This is a genomic window from Labrys miyagiensis, assembly GCF_030160835.1.
Lineage (GTDB): Bacteria > Pseudomonadota > Alphaproteobacteria > Rhizobiales > Labraceae > Labrys > Labrys miyagiensis.
On record NZ_BSPC01000011.1, the window covers coordinates 94,740 to 118,777 of the forward strand.

The 24,038-nt window shown below is 63.9% G+C and carries 23 protein-coding genes; 7 read left to right on the forward strand and 16 right to left on the reverse strand.

The features are described 5' to 3' along the window. Window positions 1–319 precede the first annotated feature (319 nt). Complete coding sequence (locus QQL24_RS06895) at window positions 320–2,032, forward strand: trimethylamine N-oxide permease (protein WP_284311169.1); 1,713 nt, start codon at window positions 320–322, stop codon at window positions 2,030–2,032. Between the two features lie 319 nt (window positions 2,033–2,351). Here the strand turns inward: QQL24_RS06895 and QQL24_RS06900 are convergent, their stop codons facing one another. The 11 genes from QQL24_RS06900 to QQL24_RS06950 form a co-directional block, all read right to left on the reverse strand. Next, window positions 2,352–4,307 (reverse strand): D-apionate lactonase family protein, encoded by a 1,956-nt coding sequence (locus tag QQL24_RS06900; RefSeq protein ID WP_284311326.1) that lies wholly within the window; start codon window positions 4,305–4,307, stop codon window positions 2,352–2,354. 5 nt (window positions 4,308–4,312) lie between these two features. Then, the gene (locus QQL24_RS06905; protein WP_284311170.1) at window positions 4,313–5,413 is read right to left on the reverse strand and encodes an ABC transporter ATP-binding protein; all 1,101 of its coding nucleotides are present in this window, start codon (window positions 5,411–5,413) and stop codon (window positions 4,313–4,315) included. Window positions 5,414–5,653: 240 nt separating this feature from the next. Further along, window positions 5,654–6,493: a carbohydrate ABC transporter permease gene (locus QQL24_RS06910; protein ID WP_284311171.1), complete on the reverse strand. Its 840-nt coding sequence runs from the start codon at window positions 6,491–6,493 to the stop codon at window positions 5,654–5,656. Beyond that, a complete protein-coding gene (locus tag QQL24_RS06915) occupies window positions 6,493–7,431 on the reverse strand; it encodes a carbohydrate ABC transporter permease (RefSeq protein WP_284311172.1) in 939 nt (312 codons plus the stop codon). Before QQL24_RS06915 ends, QQL24_RS06910 begins: the two co-directional genes overlap by 1 nt. Before the next feature lie 268 nt (window positions 7,432–7,699). Next, window positions 7,700–9,361, reverse strand: coding sequence for an extracellular solute-binding protein (locus QQL24_RS06920; RefSeq protein ID WP_284311173.1), 1,662 nt, complete (start codon window positions 9,359–9,361; stop codon window positions 7,700–7,702). Window positions 9,362–9,480: 119 nt separating this feature from the next. Continuing rightward, window positions 9,481–10,530, reverse strand: a complete 1,050-nt coding sequence (locus QQL24_RS06925) for an NAD(P)-dependent oxidoreductase (protein ID WP_284311174.1) — start codon at window positions 10,528–10,530, stop codon at window positions 9,481–9,483. 4 nt (window positions 10,531–10,534) lie between these two features. After that, complete coding sequence (locus QQL24_RS06930) at window positions 10,535–11,323, reverse strand: HpcH/HpaI aldolase family protein (RefSeq protein ID WP_284311175.1); 789 nt, start codon at window positions 11,321–11,323, stop codon at window positions 10,535–10,537. Between the two features lie 156 nt (window positions 11,324–11,479). Further along, window positions 11,480–11,785 (reverse strand): putative quinol monooxygenase, encoded by a 306-nt coding sequence (locus QQL24_RS06935; RefSeq protein ID WP_284311176.1) that lies wholly within the window; start codon window positions 11,783–11,785, stop codon window positions 11,480–11,482. Further along, window positions 11,782–12,504 carry a transcriptional regulator NanR gene (gene nanR, locus QQL24_RS06940; protein ID WP_284311177.1) on the reverse strand — a complete coding sequence of 241 codons (723 nt, stop codon included), beginning with the start codon at window positions 12,502–12,504 and terminating at the stop codon, window positions 11,782–11,784. The genes QQL24_RS06935 and nanR overlap by 4 nt, the downstream gene beginning before the upstream one ends. A 273-nt stretch (window positions 12,505–12,777) precedes the next feature. Continuing rightward, entirely contained in the window at window positions 12,778–14,238 is a 1,461-nt protein-coding gene (locus tag QQL24_RS06945) for an SNF2-related protein (RefSeq protein WP_284311178.1), read from the reverse strand. Window positions 14,239–14,298: 60 nt separating this feature from the next. Next, window positions 14,299–14,541 (reverse strand): DUF3297 family protein, encoded by a 243-nt coding sequence (locus QQL24_RS06950; protein WP_284311179.1) that lies wholly within the window; start codon window positions 14,539–14,541, stop codon window positions 14,299–14,301. Between the two features lie 176 nt (window positions 14,542–14,717). On the opposite strand from QQL24_RS06950, the gene QQL24_RS06955 reads away from it, so the two are divergent. Together QQL24_RS06955 and QQL24_RS06960 are read left to right on the forward strand one after the other, a co-directional pair. Further along, a complete protein-coding gene (locus QQL24_RS06955; RefSeq protein ID WP_284311180.1) occupies window positions 14,718–14,915 on the forward strand; it encodes a hypothetical protein in 198 nt (65 codons plus the stop codon). A 206-nt stretch (window positions 14,916–15,121) separates the two neighbouring features. Next, entirely contained in the window at window positions 15,122–15,292 is a 171-nt protein-coding gene (locus tag QQL24_RS06960; RefSeq protein WP_284311181.1) for a hypothetical protein, read from the forward strand. Between the two features lie 281 nt (window positions 15,293–15,573). Here the strand turns inward: QQL24_RS06960 and fabI are convergent, their stop codons facing one another. The 5 genes from fabI to QQL24_RS06985 all read right to left on the reverse strand — a co-directional run bounded on the left by fabI (window position 15,574) and on the right by QQL24_RS06985 (window position 19,433). After that, the gene (gene fabI / locus QQL24_RS06965) at window positions 15,574–16,416 is read right to left on the reverse strand and encodes an enoyl-ACP reductase FabI (RefSeq protein WP_284311182.1); all 843 of its coding nucleotides are present in this window, start codon (window positions 16,414–16,416) and stop codon (window positions 15,574–15,576) included. A gap of 189 nt (window positions 16,417–16,605) precedes the next feature. Further along, window positions 16,606–17,832, reverse strand: coding sequence for a beta-ketoacyl-ACP synthase I (gene fabB, locus QQL24_RS06970; protein ID WP_284311183.1), 1,227 nt, complete (start codon window positions 17,830–17,832; stop codon window positions 16,606–16,608). 342 nt (window positions 17,833–18,174) lie between these two features. Continuing rightward, entirely contained in the window at window positions 18,175–18,681 is a 507-nt protein-coding gene (gene fabA / locus QQL24_RS06975) for a 3-hydroxyacyl-[acyl-carrier-protein] dehydratase FabA (protein WP_284311184.1), read from the reverse strand. Between the two features lie 169 nt (window positions 18,682–18,850). Next, window positions 18,851–19,135 (reverse strand): type II toxin-antitoxin system RelE/ParE family toxin, encoded by a 285-nt coding sequence (locus tag QQL24_RS06980; protein WP_284311185.1) that lies wholly within the window; start codon window positions 19,133–19,135, stop codon window positions 18,851–18,853. Beyond that, window positions 19,125–19,433, reverse strand: a complete 309-nt coding sequence (locus QQL24_RS06985; protein ID WP_284311186.1) for a CopG family ribbon-helix-helix protein — start codon at window positions 19,431–19,433, stop codon at window positions 19,125–19,127. Before QQL24_RS06985 ends, QQL24_RS06980 begins: the two co-directional genes overlap by 11 nt. Window positions 19,434–19,585: 152 nt before the next feature. Between QQL24_RS06985 and deoA the strand changes: the two genes are divergently transcribed. From deoA to QQL24_RS07005, 4 genes are all read left to right on the forward strand, one after another. Then, window positions 19,586–20,905 carry a thymidine phosphorylase gene (gene deoA / locus QQL24_RS06990; RefSeq protein ID WP_284311327.1) on the forward strand — a complete coding sequence of 440 codons (1,320 nt, stop codon included), beginning with the start codon at window positions 19,586–19,588 and terminating at the stop codon, window positions 20,903–20,905. A gap of 1 nt (window position 20,906) precedes the next feature. After that, the gene (locus QQL24_RS06995) at window positions 20,907–22,121 is read left to right on the forward strand and encodes a phosphopentomutase (protein WP_284311187.1); all 1,215 of its coding nucleotides are present in this window, start codon (window positions 20,907–20,909) and stop codon (window positions 22,119–22,121) included. Window positions 22,122–22,275: 154 nt separating this feature from the next. Beyond that, the gene (locus tag QQL24_RS07000; RefSeq protein WP_284311188.1) at window positions 22,276–23,019 is read left to right on the forward strand and encodes an SDR family NAD(P)-dependent oxidoreductase; all 744 of its coding nucleotides are present in this window, start codon (window positions 22,276–22,278) and stop codon (window positions 23,017–23,019) included. Between the two features lie 5 nt (window positions 23,020–23,024). Continuing rightward, on the forward strand, window positions 23,025–23,942 hold the full coding sequence (locus QQL24_RS07005) for an RNA polymerase subunit sigma-70 (protein WP_284311189.1): 918 nt from the start codon (window positions 23,025–23,027) through the stop codon (window positions 23,940–23,942). The last annotated feature ends 96 nt before the right edge of the window (window positions 23,943–24,038 follow it).

Below are 24,038 nucleotides of genomic sequence, written 5' to 3' on the forward strand. Positions count from 1 at the left end.
TTTCCAGACAAGAAACAAGTTTGTCCAGCAGGAAATTTTCGCAAGCCCTATTCTTTTTCGGGGACGCTGCAACCGGAGCGTGTAGAGGCTGCCAAATTGATGCATGTGCATAAAAAATAGGCAAGAAATCTGTGATTTGTGGCTTTTTCGCTAAAAACTAGGAGTTGACGCTTCCTCTCAGTATGTCACTCTTCACTCATAGGAAAAAAGAAAGACGGCAGGTAAAGTCGGGAGCTCCATCCGGTCGCCATGACTCACCTCCGCGAACCACTTGCCTTCGCGCACCATCCTGTGAAGTCGATCTGTCCGGGGAACCATAATGACAACAACAACCAACATCGCGACCAGCGCGGAAGCCGAGGGTCAGCTTCTGCGCCATATCGATTGGCGCGGCGCCTTCTGGGTCGCCAGCGGCGTGCCTGCCCTCGTGCTGTTCTCGATCGGCGGCATCGCCGGCACGACAGGCACGCTAGCCTTCCTGATCTGGACGGCCTCCATGATCATGGGCTTCATCCAGTCCTTCACCTACGCCGAGATCGCGGGCCTGTTCCCGAACAAGTCGGGTGGCGCCTCGGTCTATGGCGCCACGGCGTGGCTGCGCTATTCGAAATTCATCGCGCCGCTGTCAGTGTGGTGCAACTGGTTCGCCTGGTCACCGGTGCTCTCGCTCGGCTGCTCGATCGCGGCGGCCTATATCCTCAATGCCTTCTTCCCGATCCCGGCCTTCACAGAGACCTCGCCGGAAGTGGTGGCCTATATCGCCGCCCATGTCGGCACGGCGCCGGCTGATGCCATCACGGCCGTGACCACGGCGGCGACGCCGGCGATCCGCACCTGGTCGCTGTTCAGCCACACGCTCGGCCCGGTCGGCTTTTCCTTCAACGCGGTGTTCTTCATCGGCGCCATCCTGATGCTGATCACCTTCGCCATCCAGCATCGCGGCATTCTCGGCACGGCCAATATGCAGAAATATATCGGCTTGCTGGTGATCATCCCGATGCTGATCGTCGGCGTGGTGCCTTTGATCACTGGGCAGATCAACTGGGCGAATTACTCACCGCTCGTGCCACTCGCCACGGCCTACGCGCCTGATCCCGGCCACTGGAACATCGCGGGCTGGACCCTTGTGCTCGGCGGCATGTTCATTGCCGCCTGGTCGACCTACGGCTTCGAGACGGCGGTCTGCTACACCAGCGAGTTCAAGGATCCGGGCACCGACACCTTCAAGGCCATCTTCTATTCCGGCCTCCTGTGCATGCTGCTCTATATCCTTGTGCCTTTCACCTTCCAGGGTGTGCTCGGGCTGAACGGCATGCTGGCTGGTCCGATCGTCGATGGCTCCGGCGTGGCAGCGGCCATGGCGCAGATGGTGCATGGCGGCGCGCTCATCACCAATCTCCTGGTGATGCTGATGATCCTGGCCCTCATGCTGGCGATCATGACAGCCATGGCCGGCTCCTCCCGCACGCTCTATCAGGGCTCCGTCGACGGCTGGCTGCCCAAATATCTCAGCCATGTGAACTCGCATGGCGCACCGACCCGCGCGATGTGGACGGATCTCGTCTGCAACCTGATCGTGCTCGCCATCGCTTCGACGGATGCGACCAGCTTCTTCTTCATCCTTGCCGTGTCGAATTGCGGCTACATCATCTTCAACTTCCTCAACCTTAATGCCGGCTGGATCCATCGCATGGATAATGGCCATATCGCGAGGCCCTGGAAGGCGCCAACCTTCATCATCGCCCTCGGCGCCATCTTCGCCTATGTCAACGCCGTCTTCATGGGCGCGGGCGCCAAGGTCTGGAACCCGCAGGCGCTGTGGGCCGGCCTGATCTTCGCCGCCCTCATCATTCCGGTGTTCTGCTTCCGGCACTTCATCCAGGACGGCGGCAAGTTCCCCGATCATATGCTGGACGATCTCGGCCTCAAGGCCTCCGATCTCCAGGTGAAGAAAGCGGGCATGCTGCCCTACCTCACCCTGGTCGCGGGCATCCTCGTGGTGCTCCTGGCGAACTGGTACTTCACGATGTGAGTCGTCCTGCCACGGACTGACTGAGAAGCCTTCCGCGATTCGGCTGTTGAATTCATACATCGCAGTATCGTCAGGAAAGGGCGCGGGCCATCCTTCCCCGACTGCGGGGAAGGTGGCATTGCGAAGCAATGACGGAAGGGGGAGAGCGACGCGACGGAGCTTTTTTGGATTGGTAGTGCCACCCTACCCCTTCCGGCCCGGCTGCGCCGGTCCACCTTCCCCGCAGTCGGGGAAGGACAGCCGCGCCTCTTCTTGCCGGCGCAGATGTGTGAATTCGACAGCCAGCTTCGTGGAGAAAGCTCTTCTCTGTCTGTGCACGTCAGCCGATCTCGATTCGGGCGACCGCATAGGAAAGCAGGCTGAGAGGGGCATTGCCGAGCGTGCGGGCTTGTCCGAAGGCTCCCGCCCTGGTCGAGGCCTCGACGAAATTCGTCTCGTCCAGCGTGGCGATCCTGGCCCCATCAACGCCCTTCAGCACCACCTCCTGCACTGCCGATGTCAGGTTGGCGAGCCAGAGCACTGTGCCCTTTCCGGCGCGATAGGCAAAGGCCTCGACGGCCGTCTTCCGGTCCGATTTCGCCTCGACCAGCCTGGCCCCGCCATCGGCCGCCAACGCCGCCATGACATGGAAGGCCGGATAGAGGGCGCCGTCCGGCTGGCTTTCATAGAAGGGATGTGGCCCGTCCATGTGGCGGTGGATGAAGCCGAAGGGCCCGGTCGGCGCACCCATGCTCAAGGCGCTGACACCGCCGCGGGCACAGGCTGCGGCATAGCCCAGCGTGTAGGCGGCGTTGAAGAGGCCGCGCTGGCGCGGATCGAGCCGCGACAGGCAGGCGCGCCGGTTGTCGGGGTTGGGCGTGGTCGCCCTGCCATAGGGGTTCTCGCGGCAGCCGATGCTGCTCGGGCCGACACGATAGGGCTTCTCGCCCATGAAGGCCTTGGTGGAGAGGAAGACATAAGGCAGTGATTCGAGCGTCTCCATCACCGAGCGGTCGTCGGCGGCGTGCACGGTGGGGCAAGTGGTGTGGGTGACGAAATCGAGCAGCGCGGCCGGCGGGCGCTTGCGGTTGAGCTCGGTGAAATAGGTCGCCATGCCGCCGCCGAGCTTCACGCCCGGAAAGGCCGCGCGCGCCGCGCCGAGGATCGCTTCGAAGCCCGGCATTTCCGGCCAGGGCGAGCCGGGCAGCACGGATTTCATGTCCTGGGCCGGGAAGACCTCGATAGCGGTCGGTTTCAGGCCTGATTCGGCCACCGCCTCGGCCACGGGGCTCAGATCGGCCGCCGGATCCATGCTGCCGGGAATGATGATTTCGAGCGTCACCTCGGCCCGCAGGGCTTCGGCGAGCTTGCGATAGGCCTGGAGCTCGCTAAGGCCGTCGCCGTGGCGGCGATCGACCTCGCAGACCAGGAATCTGGCGCCGAGCGCCTTGAGGCGATCGATATGCTGCAGGGCATGAGGCGCCTCTTCCGCCGGCACGCCGATGCCGATGGCCGGCAACCTGCCCGTGGTTTCTCCGTCAAGTGTAACGTTGATGGGCTGAACGCCGACGCTCGCTGCCGCCTTCGGCCTGTCGCCGCTGATCGAAAGCTTCACGGCCTGTGCGATCGGTTCGCCCTGCTTCAGCGTATAGGGCCAGGGACGGGCGAGGGGGCGGACATAGGTCTTGTAGGAAGCATCCGTCCAGTTGCGCTGGTCTTCCATCTCGAAGGTGTCGCCTGTCATCGTGCAGGTGACCCAGGTGCCCGGCACCACCTCATGCGACAGCGAGCGAATATCGAGGAAGGGCTGCATGGGATCGATGCGGTCGGGGAAGGCCGCGGTCTCGTCGGGGCCTTCCACATGCTGCACTTTCACCGGCTGGCCGGCCACGCCCACGAGCGGGTGCAGCACGATGAAGCCGGTGCGATTGGTGAGGACATCGGTGTGAGGATGGGCGGTCACCTCGAAATCGAGCGAGCCGTCGCTGCGTCCCGCGATGTGCGCATCATAGACGAGCTTGCGCTTGGCATCCTCGCAGGTGGCGCGATAGGAAACACTGAAGCCTTCGGAGCTCTCTTCCACCGCGAGGTCCGTGATTTCCGGCGAGAGCGTGCCCCAGTTCTCGTCGCGGATCAGGAAGGCGATGGCGCGGATCATCTCGATGCCGCCGAGGCGGATGGCGCGCAGGGCGGCGCCATCGAGCTCCGCGGAGAGCGGGCCGGCCTTGAGCAGCCGGGTCTGGGCCGAGGATTCCTCGGTGCCGTAGAGCCGGATGGCGAGACTAGGTTCGGGCATCGTCGTCACAGCGCTTTCTCCGTTGCGGCGTCGAACAATGACGCGCGATTGAGGTTGATGTCGAGGGGAATGCGCTGGCCCGGCCGGCTGACGTCATGGGCCTGCAGCTCGGCCAGCACCGGGGTGCCGGCAAGACGCAGCGTCGCGAAGCTGCGTGAGCCCGTGGGCTGCAGCAATTCGATCTCGGCATCGATGCGGGCGATGCCGGGGCCGGGGGCCGACCCGCTTGCGCGGCTCACATGTTCCGGGCGGATGCCGAGCAGGATGGCGCTGCCATCGGCAATGCCGGCCGGCATGCGTCCGGCGGGCAAGGGCAGGCTTTCGATCGGCCCGGCCAGACGGATGGCATCGCCCGCTTCGTTGCGTGCGAGCGTGCCGGGCACGAAGCCCATCTGAGGCGAGCCGAGGAAGCCGGCGACGAAGCGCGAGGCCGGCTTCTCGAACAGGTCGAGCGGTGCACCGCTCTGCTCGATCACGCCGTCACGCATCAGCACGATGCGGTCGGCCAGGGTCATCGCCTCGATCTGGTCGTGGGTGACATAGATCATCGTGGTCTTGAGGCCCTGATGCAGGCGCTTGATCTCGCCGCGCATCTCCTCGCGCAACTGCGCGTCGAGATTGGAGAGTGGCTCGTCGAACAGGAAGATCCTGGGATTGCGCACGATGGCCCGGCCGATGGCGACGCGCTGGCGCTGGCCGCCGGAGAGCTGGCGCGGATAGCGGCCGAGCAGAGCGGTGATGCCCAGCATGGCGGCGGCGCGGTTGACGCGCTCCGCGATCTCGGGCGGCGGCATCTTCCGGGCGCGCAGGCCGAAGCCGATATTCTCGGCCACCTTCATATGCGGGTAGAGCGCATAGTCCTGGAACACCATGGCGACGTCACGGTCGCGCGGGCGCATATCGTTCACCACCTCGCCGCCGATGGCAATCTCGCCCTCCGAGATATCCTCGAGGCCCGCTATAGTGCGCAGCAGGGTGGATTTTCCGCAGCCGGACGGGCCGACCAGCACGGTGAACTCGCCATCGGCGATGGCAAGATCGATGCCCTTGACGGCATGATAGGCGCCATAGCGCTTGTGCAGGCTGGTGATACGGACCTCAGCCATGGGGAACTCCGCGTTGGTTGAAGGGCGCGACCTCGCCTCCCCCACGAAGCTGGAGGAGGTGGCATTGCGAAGCAATGACGGAGGGGGTGTGGGCAGAAAAGAGTACTGGAAGCGCAAGCCCGGAACGGCGCTTCCCGAGCCTCACTCCGCCCACACCCCCTCCGACCTCACTTCGTTCGGCCACCTCCCCCAGCTTCGTGGGGGAGGCTGATCGCGCCTTTTCCTGACAACGATATCCCCTCATCCCCTCACCGCCCCCAGCGTCAGCCCCCGCACCAGATGCTTCTGCGCCAGCACGCCCAGCATGATGGACGGCACCAGCGAGACGATCGCCAGCGCGCTGGCCTCGCCATATTGCGCGCCCTGGAAGCCGAGGAAGGCGCGGAACACGGTGGGCAAAGTGAAGGCGGCCCGGCTGGTCAGGATCAGCGCGAAGAAGAATTCGGTCCAACAGGCGATGAAGGCGAACACCGCCGCCGCCACGATGCCGGGCGCCGAGAGCGGCACCGCCACGCGCCAGAAGGCCTGCCAGCGCGTGCAGCCGTCGACCAGCGCGGCATCCTCCATCGAGCGGGGCAGGCCGCGAAAATAAGCGAACATCATCCATACCGTCACCGGCAGAGTGAAGACGGTGTAGGCGATGATGAGGCCGACATGCGTGTCGTGCAGGCCGAAATTGCGATAGATCAGGAAGATCGGCAGCACCACCGCGATCGGTGGCAGGAAGCGCTGCGAGAGCACCCAGAAGGAGAGATGCTTGCCGCCCGTGCCGAAGCGCGCCAGGCTGTAGGCCATCATGGTGCCGAACAGAGCGGAGAGGATGGTCGCCGCCACCGAGATCACCAGGGAGTTGATCAGCCCCTGCATGCCCCGATAGGCGAACAGCGCCGCGGTGTAGTGCACGATGGTGGGCGCCTTCGGGAACCAGACCGGCGGCACGGCGAGATAATCGTCGCTCGGCTTGATCGAGGTGATGAACATCCAATAAAGCGGCATGAGCACGAAAAGCAGGAAGAGGCCGATGAAGATCAGCCGGCCGATCATGCCCCTGCGCCGCCATTTCGGTGTGGGATCCGCCATCACGCTTCCTCCGTGTTCAGGAGACGCCGCACCAGCAGGCTCACCACTGCCGCGGTGAAGATCAGGAAGATCCATGCCCCCGCCGTGGCCTGGCCGATATGGAACTGGGTGAAGCCCACCGTGTAGAGATAGAAGGACGAGGTGTAGGTCTTCGTGCCCGGGCCGCCGCCCGTCATGATGAAGATGGTGTCGAACAGCTTGATGGCGTCGAGCAGGCGGAAGGTGATCGCAAGCAGGATCATCGGGGCGAGCTGGGGCAGCGTGATGGCCCGGAAGGCCAGCCAGCTGTCGACGCCGTCGAGCTCGGCCGCCTCATATTGGTTGGCGGGGATCGAGGTCAGGCCGGCGAGCAGGATGACGAACATGAAGGGCGTCCACTGCCAGACATCGGCGACCACCAGCGAGATGTAGAGCCACGGCGTTTCGGTGAGCCAGGAGATGGTGACGTCGTGGCCTGTGAGCACGGAAAGCACGTAATTCGTCGGCCCGAAGGGGCGCTGGAGCATCAGCGCCCAGGCCTGGCCGACGATCACCGGACTGATAAAGAGCGGGATGATCAGGATCGACATCACGAGCCCGCGACCCGGAAAGCTGCGCACCATGGAGAGCGCCAGGGCGAGCCCCAGTCCGAACTCGATGATGACATTGACGGCCGAAAGCAGGACGGTCAGCAGCAACGACCAGCGCGCCACCGGGTCGAATACGACTTGCGAGAAGTTCTTCAGGCCGATGAAGGCGTGGCCGGGAATCTGGAAATCGTAATTGACGAAGGCGACCCAGACCGAGAACAGCAGGGGGTAGACCGACAACGCCAGGATGAGCAGCACGGCGGGCGCCACCAGCAGCCATTTGAAGTGCCGGTCGCTCCACTCCGACAGGCGCGTGAGGGCGCTTGGTGGCGGGCGAGGGGGAGAGAGGGGGCTGGTGTTTTGTGTCATCCAAGCCGGTCCGTTGCCATTTCAGAACAAGGCGCGGGCCCTCCCCACGAGGCTGGGGAGGGGTAGAGGTGGGGTGTGGCCAGGACAGAGTGCGTCCGTGAGTTGGTGACGGTATCTGCTATTTCCGCCGGATGACTCGTGAACACAGCAAGAGGAACGAAGTGGTGTTCCAGCTGCTTTTTTTGGCCCACACCCCCTCCGACCTCACTTCGTTCGGCCACCTCCCCCAGCTTCGTGGGGGAGGCTCGCGTCGCGCCTTGCTCCTCCCTCACTCCAGCTTCACCGCCATGCCCAGCGATTCCACCGTATGGTCGGCAGAAGAGCCTGGCAGCTTGTTGTATTCGGCGAAGAAGGCCTTCTGGCTGTCGACGCCGAGGCGCTCGGTGGTCTGGTCCCATTCGGCGGCGGCGGTATCGAGCGCCGCCTTGGGATCGGTGCCGGCCCAGACCGAGGAGCACATGCGGTCGAGCGAGAGGGCATAGTCCTGCCAGCCGGGCATGACCATGTCGAGCAGGCCGCCATTGGCCGAATTGCAGAGATTGACGAGATATTCCTTCGCATCCGGCCAGAGCGCCCGGTATTCCTCCGATTTGTAGTGCGAGAGGCGATAGGGATCGCGCAGCGAATAGGGCAGCATGGTGCGCGCCAGCGAGACCGGCGGCGAGGTCGCCCATTGCATGAAGAGATAGGCCGCCTCGGCATTGGGCGAATCCGCCGTCAAGGCCTTGGAATAACCGGTGGCATGCTCGGGATGGCCGCCGGGCACCACGGCATAGCCCACCTTGCCGGCGATCGAGGATTGCGGAATGAAGTTGATCGCCTTGGCGCTCTGCGAATAGTTCGCGGCCATGCGCCCCGTGGGCGGCCAGGAATAGATCATGGCGACCTTGCCTTGCAGGAAGGCGGCCCAGAGCGAGACGGCATCGAGTTCGTTGTTGCCGGGGATCGAGGCCTTGTTGGCGGCGATCATGTTCTCCAGCGTCTTCATGCCGGCGGGCGTGGAAAGCTGCGCCTTCATGTCGGCATCGAAGAACACGCCCTTGTTGGCGCGGAACTGCTGCAGGAAGTCGAACTGGTTGCCGGGGCTGCCCGCCTTGCGGAAATGGCCGGCACCATAGACGTTGGGCTGCAACTGGTCGGTGATGAACTGGGCGGTCTGAGCATAATCCTCCCAGGTCTTGGGGACTTCGAGCGCCTTGCCGAACTTCTTCTGATAGGCATCCTGGAGCTTGGGATCGCTGAAGATGTCCTTGCGATAGTAAAGGGCGAACATGTCACCATCGTCGAAGAAGCCCCAGATCTTGCCCTTGTAGGTCGGCAGCGCCTTGAAAAGCGGATGATAATCGTCGAAATCCGCCTTGTTCATATATTTGGCGATGTAATCGTCGAGCGGGGCGATCACGCCGCCATCGGCGAGCGAGGGCGTCCAGGCCGGTTCGATATCGAGGATGTCATAGGCGCCGGAGGCAGCGATGTGCTCCGCGATCGGCTTGGAATATTGGTCGGGGTGCGAGAGCTCGACCACATTGGACTTCATGCCGGTGAATTTCTCCCAGACGGGGCCGGAGAAATTGCGCGGATCGAGCGCCTGCAGGCCGGACTCATAGGTCATGTTAAGGGTGACGTTTGGAAACTGCTTGGCGGCTTGCACGGCGCGGAAGGCCGATCCGTCGGCCGGTCCTTCCGTCGAGGCCTTGACGGCGGCGGCCTGGGCCCTGCCGAGCGGCGTCGAGGCGTCCGCGAGGTCGACGGCCGCCTGCGCGAGGGCCTGGTCCACCCAGGCCGGCAAGGCGAGGCCCGCCAGCGGGATCATGCCCATCATCTGGCCGAACCTCTTGATGAAGGTCCGCCGCGAGGGCTTGCCGGCCAGGAAGGCATCGACTTCCTCTGCCAGGCCCTGTTCGAAATCACGCCGTTCACGCTCATTCATGGTCTTGCTCCTCCCGATTGTCTCGTCCCGAGGGCGCTTCGGCCGAGACCTGTTTATGCGAGGGCGCCCGGATATTGGGTCGTTCTAAGATGTCGCGCAGCCCCTCATGTCTGCCTCCTCTACCCCCCAAACCTCTCGCCATACTCCACCAGCCGCTGCTTCCAGCGTGCATCCTCCAGCACCGCGCGATTGACCACGCCACGGGGCACGCGGCCGTGCTGAACCTCGATCACGGCTGCAACATCGGCAGCTCCATTGCCGGCAAAGCACTGGTCTGTCCAGCACAGCGCATGCGGGGCCAGGATGACGTTGTCGAGCTTGAGGATGGCATCGTCCGGGTCAGGCGGCTCCTGCTCGAGCACGTCAAGCCCGGCGCCGGCGATGCGGCGTTCCTGCAGCACCTTGGTGAGCGCCTTCTGGTCGACGATGGGGCCGCGTGCGGTGTTGATCAGATAGGCCGTCGGCTTCATCAAGGCGAGGCGTTCGGCATTGACGAGATGGTGCGTCTCGGGCGTCAGCGGACAGCTCACCGAGACGATGTCGGCGCGCCGGAACACATCCTCCAACCCGACCAGCTCGATGCCGAGTTCGGCGGCCACCGCCTTGTCGGCATAGGGATCGTGGGCGATGAACTTCATGTCGAAGGGCTTCAGCAGCCGGAACAGTTCGGCGCCGATATTGCCGATGCCGAGCGAGCCGATGGTGCGCCCGACGAGGCCGACGCCCATGTGCTCCGAGCGCCTGGCGAAGCCCTCGGCGGCCTGACGCGTCAGCCTGTCCTTGACCATCAGCTTGCCGGTGAGAGCGAGCATCAGGGTGATGATCGAAACGGCGACCGGTCGGCGTACGCCGTCTGGCGTGATCACCAGGGCGATACCGGCCTTGGTGCAGGCCTTGACATCGACGGTGTCGTAGCCCACCCCGAAGCGCGCCACCACCGCAAGGCGCCCGCTTTTCGGCACGCTGTCGGCATTGAAGCGGTGGGTGAGCAGGATCAGGGCGTCGAAATCCTCGAGCTGCTCGGCCCGTAGCGGATTGGCCACCTCCAGATACTGCATCTCGACGCCGGGCGCGTTCCTGAGGGCCTCGAGATCGAAATCCGGATAGGTCGGGGAACCGTCCGCCTTCCTGAAATCGCCCGACAGGGCAACGCGGAAAGGTGCAGCCATGGCGCTAGCTCCTGTGGTTCTTGGTGCCTTCGCGCAGGCGGTTGATCGCCTCCGCAAGGGCTGACTGCAGCACCCAGACGTCGCCGGAATAACAAATGAAATCAAAGCCTTCCTTGACGAGCTGGATGCCCGTCTCGACATTGGGCACCAGGCGGCCCAGCGACTTGCCATGCTTCTTGCAGGCAGCATGGGTGCGGGCGATCGCCTCCTTGAAGGTCTTGTGCTCGAATTCACCGGGAATGCCGAGCGAGACCGAAAGGTCGAAATGACCGACCCAGAGGCAATCGACGCCATCGATGGCGGCGAGTTCGTCGGCATTCTCCACGCCCTCGGCCGTCTCGATCTGGCAGAAGAAGGTCGAGCGCTTGTTGGCGGCCAGGAACTTGTCGGCGACGCCCCCCGGGGTATAGCGGTCATGTGCCACGCCGAGGGCGACGCCGCGGCCACCTTGCGGGTAATATTTCATCGAGTTGAGGATATGCCGGACCTCGGCGGCGTTGTTCACCATCGGGAGCATCAGCCCTTCGGCGCCCATGTCCATGGCGCGGGCGATGTGGTGATATTCCTTCGAGGGTACGCGCACGATGGCGGGCAGGGTGGCCGCCTCGAAATAGCGGATCACGCTCTTCACGGTCTCGAAGTGAAAGCCGGAATGTTCGAGGTCGAACAGCACGAAATCGCAGCCGGCCGATTTCAGGATGTGACCGATGCCGGGTGTGGCGAATTCCACGACGAAATGGCCGAATTTCGGCGCCCGGCCTTGCGCCATGGCTTTGAGGCCCTGGTCCGTCATTCCAATTTCCTCCAAACAGGTCCGCCCGTTTTCCGGGTCGATGTCATCAAAATCAGTTCGTTCGCCGCAATATCTAGTCGGCAAACCAATAGGTCTTTTGTTGTGACAAAACGCGGCGGGTACGCCCGCTCGCGGCATGCGCAGTCTTCTTGGACGTCAGGCCGAGCCTTCGCAGACAAGTCCGCCTGTCGTCACTACTTTGCTGGCAACCATTTCCGCGCTCTCGGCATCGAAGGCGAAGTAATGCTTCGTTTTCATATGGGCGTCGAAGGCGGCGCGGTCGTCATAGATCTCGTAGAGCAGCACCCTGTCGGCCTCGCCATCGAGCTCGACCACGTCGAAGCGCTGGCAGCCAGGTTCGTCATGGGCGGATACCCTTGCGTTGAGATCGACGAGGGTACGGAAGGCGGTGCGGGCGCCCGGCCTGAGGCGGAAGTCGACCATGACGACATAGCGGCTCATCGCCGGCCCTCCACGATGTCCGTGTAGCGCTGCGCGACATATTCGAGATGATTGCGCATGGCCTGCTCGGCCCTATCAGGATCGCGGGCGGCAACGGCCTCGTAGATGGCGCGGTGGGCTTCGAACACGGTCTGGTAGACGGCCGCGTCCCTGGCGGGCGCCAATGTGGTCTGGCGCTGTTCCGTCAGCCAGTCGGCAAGCGCGGCATGGATGGCGGTGAAGATCGGATTGCCGGGAATGACGGCCAGCACATAGTGGAAGGCCACATCCGTGTCGCGGAAGCGCTTGAGATCGCCGATGGCGGCCTCGTTCCGGTCGAGAGCCGCCTTGAACTCCACGATGTCCTCGTCGGTGGCGAAGCGCGCCGCATAACGGGCCAGACCTGTCTCGAAGAAGATGCGGGCGTTCTGGAAGTCATGCACGCCGCCGGGCGCCGCCAGCATATGGCGGGCGGTACCGGAGAGGGCGCCGATGACGAATTCCGGCGTGGGGCGGGTGACGCGGGCGCGCTCGCCGGAGCGAATCTGCACCAGGCCCATCTTGCGCAGGTGAAACAGCGCCTCCCGCACCGCCGGGCGTCCGACGCCGTATTGGCGCATCAGGTCGCGCTCGGAAGGCAGGAAATCGGAGGGCGCGTATTGGCCATCCTGGATCAAACGCTCCAGGTCATCAGCCACTTCCTCATAGAGCTTGCGCCGTTTGATCGCTGCATGGGCCATTTTTGGTATACCTATGATACCAGGAAGAGGAAGGTTAATACCGGCGGAGACGGCGAGTCAAAGAAATTGCATGCTGCAATGCGGGGTGCGGATCGCCTGGTTGGCAGGAGGGGCGAACTCGGTGTGCCGGTCTTCAGACCGGCATCTTGACCCCTTATGCCCGCGGGCATGCCGGTCTGAAGACCGGCACACCAAAGCCTTTCTTGCAAGCGAACTGTTTCCAGGAGCAGGCAGGGATGCCTGCGATCCCAGGACGCTGCGGACAGGTGAACTCTATCCGGCTTCCGCTACCGCTCCGTCGATCACCCGCCCGATCGCATCCAGCATGGCGGTGTCGTCGCCGGCCATGCCGTCCATATCGGCCATGCGGGCCGTGACGGTGGCGGCGATCGTCTCCTCCACCGTGTTCTCGGCATAGGCGTAATAGATCACCGCATGCTGACCGTCGCGGTGGCAGCGTCCCTCGATCTGCTGGAGCTGGATGGCGCTGTGGCGCATGTCGTGCACGATGAGGGAGCGTTCGCGCTCGCCGCCCGGCAGTTCGCCGCGATGAAGCGAGATCGATTCGGTCACCGTGAAGACGACGGCGTCGAGCTCGCCGCTCTGGAAGGCGATGCGCATCGCCTCGTTCGTCTCGCCCGTCTGCGTGCCGTTGATCTCGCCGACGCGCCAGCCATGGCCCCTGAGCTTTTCGGTGAGCAAGGCGCTCGTCTCCAGGAAGGCGACGGAGATGGCGACCTGCTGGCCATTGCCGATCAGATCGTCGGCGAAGTCGGCGGTGCCGGCGATGCGCAAGAGGCTGCCCTTCTGGCGGAAGCGCAAATCGGCCGCCCAGCCGGCGGCGCGGCGGGTGGAGCCGCCGAGCAGGCCGATCTCCTTGCGGAATTCGCGCCAGGTCGCCTCATAGAGCCGGCGGCTCTCGGCATCGAGAGCGGTGGGCGTGACCTCGCGCTGGACTTCCGGCCAGCCGGCGATCTCCTCCGGCCGCCGCCTGAGGCCGATGGCGTTGGCGCCCTTGTAGAGCAGGTCCGACATCGCCTTGCGGTCCGGCTCGTTTGGTTCCCAGGACCAGTTCTTCCAGCGCCCCTTGGCCCGCCCGATCCTCAGCCGCTTCATCAAGGCACGGAAGGCATCGAGATCGGCGCCTTTCTCGCCCGTGGCGGCCGCGAGGAGCCGGGCGAGGTAGGAGAGCTCGTGCGGCGCCTGGCCCGCCGTGGCGCTCATATAGAGCGTGAAGCTCGCCGCCGCCGCCATCTGCCGGCAAACGAGGCCCTGCTGCGAATAGGGATTGCGGATGCGGTGGCTCTCGTCGACAACCACCAGCGGCCAGACGCGCTTGGGCGTGCCGAGCTTGGCAAGCTCGTTGTTCTTGGCCCGGGTCGAGCGCTTGCTGCTCACGGGCGGCGGCGCCATCAGCGATTTCGTCTTCTCGAAATTCATCAGCGTGACGGATTTCGGCTTCAGCCCCGAACGCACGATGGTGCTGCGCCATTGTGGGATGGCACCCTTGGGGCAGATCACCAGCACGTCCTGCTCGGGCATGGCCGACAAGGCGAGCCAGGCCGACAGCGTCTTGCCGAGGCCGGTCAGGTCGCCGAGCAGGAAGCCGGGCTTGCCCGCGGCCCGGGCGGCCAGGATGGCATCGCGGGCCTGGAGCTGATGGACGCGCGGAACAAGAGCGGTTCCCGATCCGATCGATCGGAAAATTTGCTCTTGATTCTTGGTTTCATGCATTTTCTTCACGCGAACCGGCATCCACTTCGCTTGAAAATGTCATGACGAGAGGGGAGTTACTCACTCCTTCTCCCGGAAATAGGGCTCGACCTTGCCCTTGAGCTTGATGGTCAGCGGATCGCCGTGGCGATCCCTGGCATTGCCGGCGGCGACGCGGATCCAGCCTTCGCTCACGCAATATTCCTCGACATTGGTCTTGTCGACGCCGTTGAAGCGGATGCCGACGCCACGCTCCATCAGGGCCTCGTTGAAATACGGGCTCTTGGGGTTGGCGGCGAGGCGGTCGGGCAGCGTGTCGGTCATGGCGGGCACTCTCGGAACGAAATCATGTGCCGCACTTACCCCCAAGTGCGTCCGATGCCAATGCATTCTGCACATTTTCCGGCTCGGAAAGCGTGCCGGGCCTCGTAAAGCAGGTGCATGCGGATGCGATGCCAGCTAAGCAGGGCTCTTAGAGAATCGAATGCAGGAGCGCAGCGATGGACAATCTTCCCCTCAAGAAGGCGAAGCTGCTGGCCGAGATCGTCAACATCCAGAAGCAGGCCAAGGTGGCGGCGGTGCAGAAGAACCGCGGCGCCCATTACGAGCGCCAGGCCCGCGAGGCGGAGGAGCGCGTCGCCAAGCTGCGCGAGGAGATCGCCACGATCGACGCTGAAATCGCCGCCAAGAAGGGCTAGGCCCATCTCTTTGATGGGCTGAGCGACCAGATAGGCGTCAAAGAGATGCAATAATTGCAGGGCTTTTTATCAATTTGGTAAAAAACGAGGCAAAATAGGGCCATAAAGTCGTTAGCTATGCATATAGCGTGTCGCTGCAATGCGACATAGGTTATTGCAATGCAGCATGATCGTGCCAAACTCTTTGCAACAGAAGGAGTTTCATCATGATTTTCGTCAGCCTTATCGCCCATCTCAAGGATCGCATGGCCAAGCACGCGGAGTTTCGCCGCCTGGTCGCCGAGATCAACAGCCTTTCCAATAGCGACCTCGTGGACCTGCGTGCCGATCGCACCGATATGATCCGCTACGCTCACCATCAGGTTTACGGCGTCTGAGCGGCTTGAGTGACGGTGCCGGCTTTGCCGTCGGCGCTGCTGCCTCCCACGTGACCGGATCCGTCGAAAAAGCGGGTTCGGGCTGCGTGTGAGATCCCGGAAGCGCGGACGTCCCTATGATACTCAAGAGAGTGTCGGACGGCCCGCTCTTGGAGAGGGTTCGTTCAGTAAATAAGGGCGTCAACCTTGGTGGTTGCGCCCTTTTTTGCGTCGTTGTCGTTTCCAGGAACGGATCGTCCGACACTCTCTTGAGTGTCGTAGGGACGTCCGCGCTCCCAGACTTACTCCGCTGCCGCCTTGGTCGGGACGACGCTTGCTTCGGCGGCTTCCTGGGCCTTGAGGGCCTCCGGATGCGGCATCGAGATGATGTTGTAGCCGGAATCCACGAAATGCACTTCGCCGGTGACGCCCGAGGCGAGGTCCGAGAGAAGGTAGAGCGCCGAACCGCCCACTTCCTCGATGCTCACTGTGCGGCGCAGCGGAGCGTGGGCGCGCTGGTAGTTGAACATCAGGCGGGCATCGGTGATGCCGGCGCCGGCCAGCGTGCGGATCGGGCCGGCTGAGATGGCATTGACGCGCACGCCCTGTGGGCCGAAATCCGAGGCGAGGTAGCGCACGGAAGCTTCCAGTGCGGCCTTGGCGACGCCCATGACATTGTAGTTCGGCATCACGCGGGTGGAGCCGCCATAGGTGAGCGTGATGATCGAGCCACCATCATGCATCAGGTCGGCCGCGCGCTTGGCGATCTCGGTAAAGGAGAAGCAGGAGATCACCATGGTTTTGGAGAAATTGTCCCGCGTCGTATCGGCGTAACGGCCCTTGAGCTCGTTCTTGTCGGAATAGGCGATGGCGTGGACGAGGAAGTCGATCTTCCCCCACTTCCTGGCGAGCGTGGCGAACACCTCGTCGACCGAGGCGATATCCTCGACATCGCAAGGCACCAGCAGGTTCGAGCCGACGCTGTTGGCCAGCGGCTCGACGCGCTTGCGCAGGGCTTCGCCCTGATAGGTGAAGGCCAACTGGGCGCCGTGGTCGGCAAGGTTCTTGGCAATACCCCAGGCGATCGAATGATCATTGGCAACGCCCATGATCAGACCGCGCTTTCCTTGCATAAGCCCCAACATGGCGTGCAACTCCAAATCCTGAACTTCAGTTGTTGGGTGCTATCACGACTGAATCGGCAGACCGCACCGCATTTCCGCCTCTTTACCACGTTTCGATAAAGCTGCTGGCGATTTGCTTGTTGCGCCAATCACTTTATCTGTCTCTTTGTTACGCGATATCGGCCGGAAAGCGGCTTTTGCGGTGGTTTTTCAGGCGTCGAGGCGCTTGAAGACCAGGGCCGCGTTGGTGCCGCCAAATCCGAAGGAGTTCGACAGGACATGGCTGAGCTTGGCGTCGTCGATCCGCTTGCGCACGATCGGCATGTCAGCAAAGGCCGGGTCCAACTCCTCGATATGCGCGCTCTCGCAGATGAAGCCATTATTCATCATAAGAAGTGAATAAATTGCTTCCTGCACACCGGTAGCGCCTTGCGAATGGCCGGTCAGGGCCTTGGTGGCCGCGATCGGCGGGCACTTGTCTTCGGAACCGAAGACCTTGCGGATAGCCTCGATCTCCGGCGGGTCGCCGGCCGGGGTCGAGGTCGCGTGGGGGTTGATGTAGTCGATCGGCGCCTTCACATTGGCGATGGCCATGCGCATGCAGCGCTCGGCGCCCTCGCCCGAGGGGGCGACCATGTCGTGTCCGTCGGAAGTGGCGCCATAGCCGGCAACCTCGCCATAGATGCGCGCGCCGCGTGCCTTGGCATGCTCCAGCTCCTCCAGCACCAGCACGCCGGCACCAGCCGAGATGACGAAGCCGTCACGGTTCTTGTCATAGGGGCGCGAGGCGGTGGAGGGGGTGTCGTTATATTTGGAGGACATTGCGCCCATGCCGTCGAACAGCACGGCCAAGGTCCAGTCGAGCTCCTCGCAGCCGCCGGCGAACATCACGTCCTGCTTGCCGTACAGGATCTGCTCATAGGAATTGCCGATACAGTGATTCGAGGTCGCGCAGGCCGAGGAGATCGAATAGTTGACGCCCTTGATCTTGAACCAGGTCGAGAGCGTGGCGGAGGCTGTCGACGACATCGCCTTGGGCACGGCGAACGGGCCGACCTTCTTGGAGGAGCCGGACTCCCGGGCCTTGTCGGCGGCTTCGACGATGGTACGGGTGGACGGGCCGCCCGAGCCCATGATGATGCCGGTACGCTCGTTCGAGACTTCGTTCGGCTCGAGGCCGGAATCCAGGATGGCCTGGTCCATGGCGACATGGTTCCAGGCCGTGCCGCCGCCATGGAAGCGCATGGCGCGCCGGTCGACCACCGAGGCCGCGTCGAGGGTGGGTGCGCCGTAGACCTGGGAACGGAAACCATGCTGGGCGAACTGTTCCGCCCGCGTGATACCGGACCGGGCTTCGTGCAGGCTGGAGAGGACTTCCTGCGTCGAATTGCCGATCGAAGACACGATACCCATGCCGGTAACGACGACACGTCTCATGGCGATCCCTTCTCGTTTCGCGTCCGGCCCGGTGCGCTTCTGGGAAGCGCAAGCGGGCTGGTCCGCGCAATACCAGCACGACCGGAACAGGGCACCTGCCTCGTCCCGGTCACCTCATAACAAAGCGTCAGCCTCGACACCGCATCAGGCGGGCCAAGGGCCGCACCCCCGGTTCATGTCAAAGCACATTGTTTCAGGCAAGCCAATTCCAGTTCCGCCCAAAAATGCGTCAGATCGACGTGAAATCCGAGGCATGGTCACAGCCCCCATATCACCCTGCGCTGGGTACTTGTCGAGAGTGCCGCGACACCCGGAAGGTCCCCGATGGTGCGGCACTGCGCCTCAAGCCTGGAACAGGCCGACCCGCAGATCCTTGGCCTCATAAATGGTGGTGCCATCCGCCTTTAGCCAGCCATCGGCAATGCCCAGGATCAATTTTCCCTTGAAGACGCGCTTGAAATCGACCCCATATTCGACGTTCTGGACGCTGGGCAGCACCTGGTTGGTGAACTTGACTTCGCCGACGCCCAGCGCGCGGCCGCGGCCGGCCTGGCCGAGCCAGCCGAGGAAGAAGCCGGTCATCTGCCAGAGGGCGTCGAGGCCGAGACAGCCGGGCATGACAGGATCGCCCTGGAAGTGGCAGGAGAAGAACCACAGGTCCGGTTTGACGGCGAGCGTGGCACGCACATGCCCCTTGCCGTTCGGCCCACCGGTCTCGGAGATTTCCGAGATGCGATCGAACATCAGCATCGGGGGGAGCGGCAATTGCGCATTGCCGGGGCCGAACATCTCGCCGCGCCCGCAGGCCAGGAGATCTTCATATTCAAAGCTGGAACGGCGCTCCGCCATTGCGTCTCAGTCCTTATCGACCTGTCAAAACCGTGCGGCCGGGCGATACGCTGCCCGCTCCACGGCCTCCCCTTAACATAGCAATCCCCGGACAGGAAAGCCGGGGGAGGGATGGATGCGCGGTATGTATCGTTAATATTGCCGTAGGTGGGAGGCGGTGCTTCGTCCCTTATAGCCTACGAGGCCATTTGCGGGCGCCATGGAAAATGCGCAGGATACGAATGCGTTCACCGATGATCCGGTAGATCGCGATATAGGAGGTATGGGCGATGACCAATTCACGAGTGCCCGGGATTCGACCCAGGCGCCCCAGCCGAGGATGATCGATTAGCATGGAGACCTGTCGCTGGATTTCGTCGGAGATCGCCAAAGCCGAGGTAGGACTATCGATGTTGATGTAGTCGGCTATCTCGAATGTGTCATTTTGCGCTCTGGGATGCCACTCAATCTCCACGCTTTGAAGCTCTCGCAATCCGTGCTTCTAAACGCTCGCGCATCTCCCGCATGACCTGCTCGTGGGGGACGCCGGGACTGTCATCGTCAAAGACTTCCTGGACCTGCTGGCGAAACCACTCATCGTAGCCGGGTTCCGGTTTGTTACGCCGGTCGACATAAGCGCGCATGAATTCACGTATGACCTGGGCGGCCGGTCTATCCTCGGCCTCGGTGGCGGCCTTAAATTCGGCCTTGAGGTCCGCGGGGATCCGGAAGTTGAAGTTCTCTTCCTTGAGGCGATTACGGGATCGAGGCATCATTCTCTCCTGAATCAGGACCTGAGCGATGATAATGCAATTGCATTATCATCGCCAGATAGATCTGTAAATCGCCAAGCACTGGCGCTATGAAGCAGGCAGAAAACCAAGGGCCCTTCGGATATAGGGCTAGGGAGAATGCTGTCTTGACCATCCTTCCCCAGGAAATCATCCGCAAGAAGCGCGACGGGGCGGCCTTGGCCCCCGCCGAAATCGAGGCCTTTGTGCAGGGGCTCGTCGCCGGCAGCGTCACCCATGCGCAGGTCGCGGCCTTTGCGATGGCGGTGTATTTCCGCGGCATGAGCATGGAGGAGCGTATCGCGCTGACCCGGGCGATGACGCAATCCGGCACCGTGCTGGATTGGCGCAGCCTGGGCCTGCCCGGGCCGGTGGTGGACAAGCATTCCACCGGCGGCGTCGGCGACAATGTCAGCCTGATGCTAGGCCCCATCGTGGCGGCGTGCGGGGGCTATGTGCCGATGATTTCGGGCCGCGGCCTCGGCCATACCGGCGGCACGCTCGACAAGCTCGATGCGATCCCGGGCTATGCCACGCAGCCTGATCTTGCCCTGTTCCGCAAGGTGGTGAAGGAGGAGGGTGTCGCCATCATCGGGCAGACCGCCGATCTCGCCCCGGCCGACAAGACCGTCTACGCCATCCGCGACGTGACGGCGACGGTTGAATCGATCGCGCTGATCACCGCCTCGATCCTTTCCAAGAAGCTCGCTGCCGGGCTGCAGGCGCTGGTGATGGATGTCAAGACAGGCTCGGGCGCCTTCATGCGGACGCTGGAGGATTCGCGCGAGCTTGCCGCCTCGATCGCCACGGTGGCGACCGGCGCCGGCCTGCCGACCGTCGCGCTGATCACCGCCAAGGACCAGCCGCTGGCCAGCGCCGCCGGCAATGCCGTGGAAGTGCGCAACGCGGTGGAGTTCCTCACCGGCGCCCATCGCGACGCACGCCTCAAGGCGGTGACGCTCGCTTTGTGCGCCGAGATGCTGGTGCTCGGCAGGCTTGCCGATGGCATTGGGGAGGCGCGGGCCAAGGTCGAGCGGGCGCTGGACAGCGGCGCCGCGACCGAGCATTTCGCCCGCATGGTCACGGCCCTCGGCGGGCCGGCCGACTTCGTCGAGCATCACGAGCGCTATCTGCAGGTCGCGCCGGTGGTGAAGCCGGTCTTCGCCAGCGAGGCCGGCCTTATCGCCGCCATCGACACCCGGGCCGTCGGCCTGGCCGTGGTGGCGCTCGGCGGCGGGCGGACGCGCCCGCAGGACGCGATCGACCATGCCGTGGGCATCACGGATCTGGCGGAAATCGGCGAGGAGGTCGGCGGGGACCGGCCGATCGGCTTCGTGCATGCCCGCAGCGAGGAGAGGGCCAGGGCGGCGGCCGAGACGCTGAGCGCCGCCTATCAGATCGGCGAGAGCCAGGAGGCCCTGCCGCCGGTTCTGGAACGCATCGTGGGAGCGTGAAATGGCACGCGCCTTCATTCTGGTGATGGACTCCTTCGGCATCGGCTCAGCCGATGACGCAGTCCGCTATGGCGATACGGGCTCGAACACGCTTGGCCATATCGCCGCTGCCTGCGCCACCGGTTCCACCGGCGAGAAGCGCCGGCGCTCCGGGCCGCTGCACCTGCCGGTGCTGGCGGGCCTCGGGCTCGGCAAGGCCGCCGAGGCTGCATCCGGCTTGGCTCCGCCGGGGCTCGCCACCGAGACCATCAGCGGCCTGTGGGGCTATGCCGCGGAGATTTCCAGGGGCAAGGACACGCCATCAGGCCACTGGGAGATCGCCGGCTACCCCGTGCCGTTCGACTGGGGCTATTTCCCGGCTACGATCCCCTGCTTCCCGCCCGACCTCATCGCGGCCATCGTCAAGGAAGCCGGCCTGCCGGGCGTGCTCGGCGAGAAGCATGCCTCGGGCACCGAGATCATCGCCGAACTCGGCGCCGAGAGCGTCCGGACCGGCAAGCCGATCTGCTACACCTCCGCCGACAGCGTGCTGCAGATCGCCGCCCATGAGGAGGCCTTCGGGCTGGAGCGCCTGCTCGACCTCTGCCGGATCGCACGGCGCCATGTCGATGCGCTCAACATCGGCCGGGTGATCGCGCGGCCCTTCGTCGGCGATGAGGCTACCGGCTTCAGCCGCACCGCCAACCGGCGCGATTTTGCGGTGCCGCCGCCGGCCGATACACTGCTCGATGCGGTGGAAAAGGCCCGGCGTACCACCATCACCATCGGCAAGATCGGCGATATCTTCGCCCATCGCGGCACGGGCGAGAACATCAAGGGCCCCGATAATGATGCCCTGATCGACCGCACGCTCGAAGCCATGAAGCGCCTGCCGGAAGGTGGCTTCCTTTTTGCCAATTATGTCGACTTCGACACGCTCTACGGCCACCGCCGCGATATTCCGGGCTACGCGGCGGCCTTGGAGGCGTTCGACCGCCGTCTGCCGGAAATCCTGGCGCGGCTCAATCCCGACGATCTCCTGATCATCACCGCCGACCATGGCTGCGACCCGTCTTGGAGGGGGACCGACCATACGCGCGAATTCGTGCCGGTCCTGGCAAGGCTCGGCGGACGCAGGGGCTCCGTCGGCCGCCGGGAGACCTTCGCCGACATGGCCGCAAGCGTGGCGGAGCATCTCGGGCTGGCCTGGCGAGGGGCGGGGCAGTCGTTTCTGTAGCGCGCTCCGGGGTGTCCAGCCATATCCGAAGCAGCCTTGCCATAGGGAAGGCATTGGAACAGCCCAAGCACGGAAAATAATTCTGGCAAAGCGCGATGCATGAGGGGACGCGCGGACGTCCTACTCCATGTCACTATCATGGAGGATCTCTGCAATGGTCGATTTGTCCCGTACTCCGATTACCGTCATCGGCGCCAGCCGTGGCCTCGGGCGTGTCCTGGCTGAAACTTTTCATCGTCTTGGCGCACCGGTGCTGGCCGTGGCGCGGGGGCAGTCCGGTCTCGACGCCCTTGCGCGCGATATGCCCGGCGTGGCGGTTCTCGCCTGTGATGCGTCGGCGGCCGATGCGCCGGAGCACGTCTTCGCGGTTCAGACGCCGCGCGTGCTGGTTCTGTGCGGCGGCGCCATGCCACCATGCAGGCCCTTCCCCGAGCTGGACTGGGAGGCATTCAGCGACAACTGGAACACTGATGTGCGCATGAGCTTCCATTTCCTGCAAGCGGCGCTGGCACGGCCTTTGCCGCCTGGCACGACCGTGGTCACGATCACCAGCGGTGCCGTGCGCCAGGGCTCACCGATTTCCGGCGGCTATGCCGGCGCCAAGCAGATGCAGATCTTCATGACCGGCTATGCCCAGAAAGCGGCGGAGCGCGCCGGCCTTGACCTGCGGTTCCTGTCACTGGCCCCGGCGCGCCTCATGCCCCAGACGGATATCGGGGCGGCAGGAGTCAGGGGCTATGCTGCCTATAACGGCACCACCGAGGCTGCCTTTCTGGAGGCAATGGGACCGGGCTTGAACCCGCAGCAAGTCGCGGACGCGCTGCTCGATCTCATCGGGGAGGCAAAGCCGGGCGGCAATTTTATCGTTTCTCCCGAGGGCGTGGCGGCGCTAGGCTGATGCGAATGGAGAATGCGATCACCCTCCCTGATGCTTCGAGCGCCTTTTCCGCTCTGGCGAGCACCATGCGCGACGAACTGAAGCGACACTGCTATCGCATGATGGGCGGCGTGCAGGATGCCGAGGATTGTGTGCAGGAGACCCTGCTGCGCGGCTGGCGTGAATTCGCCAGCCTGCGCGAGGAGGCGGCAGGGCGCTCGTGGCTCTACAGCATCGCCACTCGCGTCTGCCTCGACGCACAGCGCAGCCGCCGCCGCCGGCAGACCTTGTTCGGCCCCAGCCTCGATGAGATCGAGCCGGGAGCGGAACCTTGGATCGAACCATGGCCGGGCGGGGTTGCGCCATCCGACCCACAACGCAGGCAAGACATCCGGCTGGCGTTTGTCTCGTTGTTGCACGGGCTTTCGCCGCGAGCCCGCGCCATGCTGCTGCTCCATGACGGCGTGGGCATGACGGCGGCGGAAGCCGCAGCCGCGCTTGGCATCAGCGTGCCAGCAGCGCGCAGCGCCCTGCAGCGGGCGCGGACGGCCCTGCCGCCGCAGGATGTCGCGGCGAGAGAGGAGGCTCCGATAGAAGCCTATGTCGAGGCTTGGAATGCGGGGGATGTCGATGCGCTGATCGGTCTGCTTCACAGGGATATCATCATGACCATGCCGCCGTGGCACCGCACCTTCATCGGCCGGGACGAGGTCGCGCGTTTCATGACCGGCGTCTGGCCACGCTACAGCGGTTTCCGCGCCATGGCCGTTATCGCCAATGGGCAGCCCGCAGCGGCTGTCTACACCCGCCGCGACGACGGGCCTTATCTGCCACACTCGCTCCATGTCCTGGCGGGTGGCGGGCAGGTTGGTGAGATCGTTCTTTATGCCCCTCCGTTGGGTCCGAACCTTTTTGCCTTTTTTGGCCTGCCGCCGACAGCCTGAAGCAAGATGGGCGCCGTGGGCTTCGCTCTCCCCAACAGAGGCCTGCGCGCTCACACCTTCTCAACCATGATTTGAGACCGGATTGCGAATTCGGCG

Coding starts and splice junctions, on each gene's coding strand:
- QQL24_RS06895 (WP_284311169.1), top strand. CDS start 320: ATGACAACAACAACCAACATCGCGACCAGCGCGGAAGCCGAGGGTCAG.
- QQL24_RS06900 (WP_284311326.1), bottom strand. CDS start 4,307: ATGCCCGAACCTAGTCTCGCCATCCGGCTCTACGGCACCGAGGAATCC.
- QQL24_RS06905 (WP_284311170.1), bottom strand. CDS start 5,413: ATGGCTGAGGTCCGTATCACCAGCCTGCACAAGCGCTATGGCGCCTAT.
- QQL24_RS06910 (WP_284311171.1), bottom strand. CDS start 6,493: ATGGCGGATCCCACACCGAAATGGCGGCGCAGGGGCATGATCGGCCGG.
- QQL24_RS06915 (WP_284311172.1), bottom strand. CDS start 7,431: ATGACACAAAACACCAGCCCCCTCTCTCCCCCTCGCCCGCCACCAAGC.
- QQL24_RS06920 (WP_284311173.1), bottom strand. CDS start 9,361: ATGAATGAGCGTGAACGGCGTGATTTCGAACAGGGCCTGGCAGAGGAA.
- QQL24_RS06925 (WP_284311174.1), bottom strand. CDS start 10,530: ATGGCTGCACCTTTCCGCGTTGCCCTGTCGGGCGATTTCAGGAAGGCG.
- QQL24_RS06930 (WP_284311175.1), bottom strand. CDS start 11,323: ATGACGGACCAGGGCCTCAAAGCCATGGCGCAAGGCCGGGCGCCGAAA.
- QQL24_RS06935 (WP_284311176.1), bottom strand. CDS start 11,785: ATGAGCCGCTATGTCGTCATGGTCGACTTCCGCCTCAGGCCGGGCGCC.
- nanR (WP_284311177.1), bottom strand. CDS start 12,504: ATGGCCCATGCAGCGATCAAACGGCGCAAGCTCTATGAGGAAGTGGCT.
- QQL24_RS06945 (WP_284311178.1), bottom strand. CDS start 14,238: ATGCATGAAACCAAGAATCAAGAGCAAATTTTCCGATCGATCGGATCG.
- QQL24_RS06950 (WP_284311179.1), bottom strand. CDS start 14,541: ATGACCGACACGCTGCCCGACCGCCTCGCCGCCAACCCCAAGAGCCCG.
- QQL24_RS06955 (WP_284311180.1), top strand. CDS start 14,718: ATGGACAATCTTCCCCTCAAGAAGGCGAAGCTGCTGGCCGAGATCGTC.
- QQL24_RS06960 (WP_284311181.1), top strand. CDS start 15,122: ATGATTTTCGTCAGCCTTATCGCCCATCTCAAGGATCGCATGGCCAAG.
- fabI (WP_284311182.1), bottom strand. CDS start 16,416: ATGTTGGGGCTTATGCAAGGAAAGCGCGGTCTGATCATGGGCGTTGCC.
- fabB (WP_284311183.1), bottom strand. CDS start 17,832: ATGAGACGTGTCGTCGTTACCGGCATGGGTATCGTGTCTTCGATCGGC.
- fabA (WP_284311184.1), bottom strand. CDS start 18,681: ATGGCGGAGCGCCGTTCCAGCTTTGAATATGAAGATCTCCTGGCCTGC.
- QQL24_RS06985 (WP_284311186.1), bottom strand. CDS start 19,433: ATGCCTCGATCCCGTAATCGCCTCAAGGAAGAGAACTTCAACTTCCGG.
- QQL24_RS06995 (WP_284311187.1), top strand. CDS start 20,907: ATGGCACGCGCCTTCATTCTGGTGATGGACTCCTTCGGCATCGGCTCA.
- QQL24_RS07000 (WP_284311188.1), top strand. CDS start 22,276: ATGGTCGATTTGTCCCGTACTCCGATTACCGTCATCGGCGCCAGCCGT.
- QQL24_RS07005 (WP_284311189.1), top strand. CDS start 23,025: ATGGAGAATGCGATCACCCTCCCTGATGCTTCGAGCGCCTTTTCCGCT.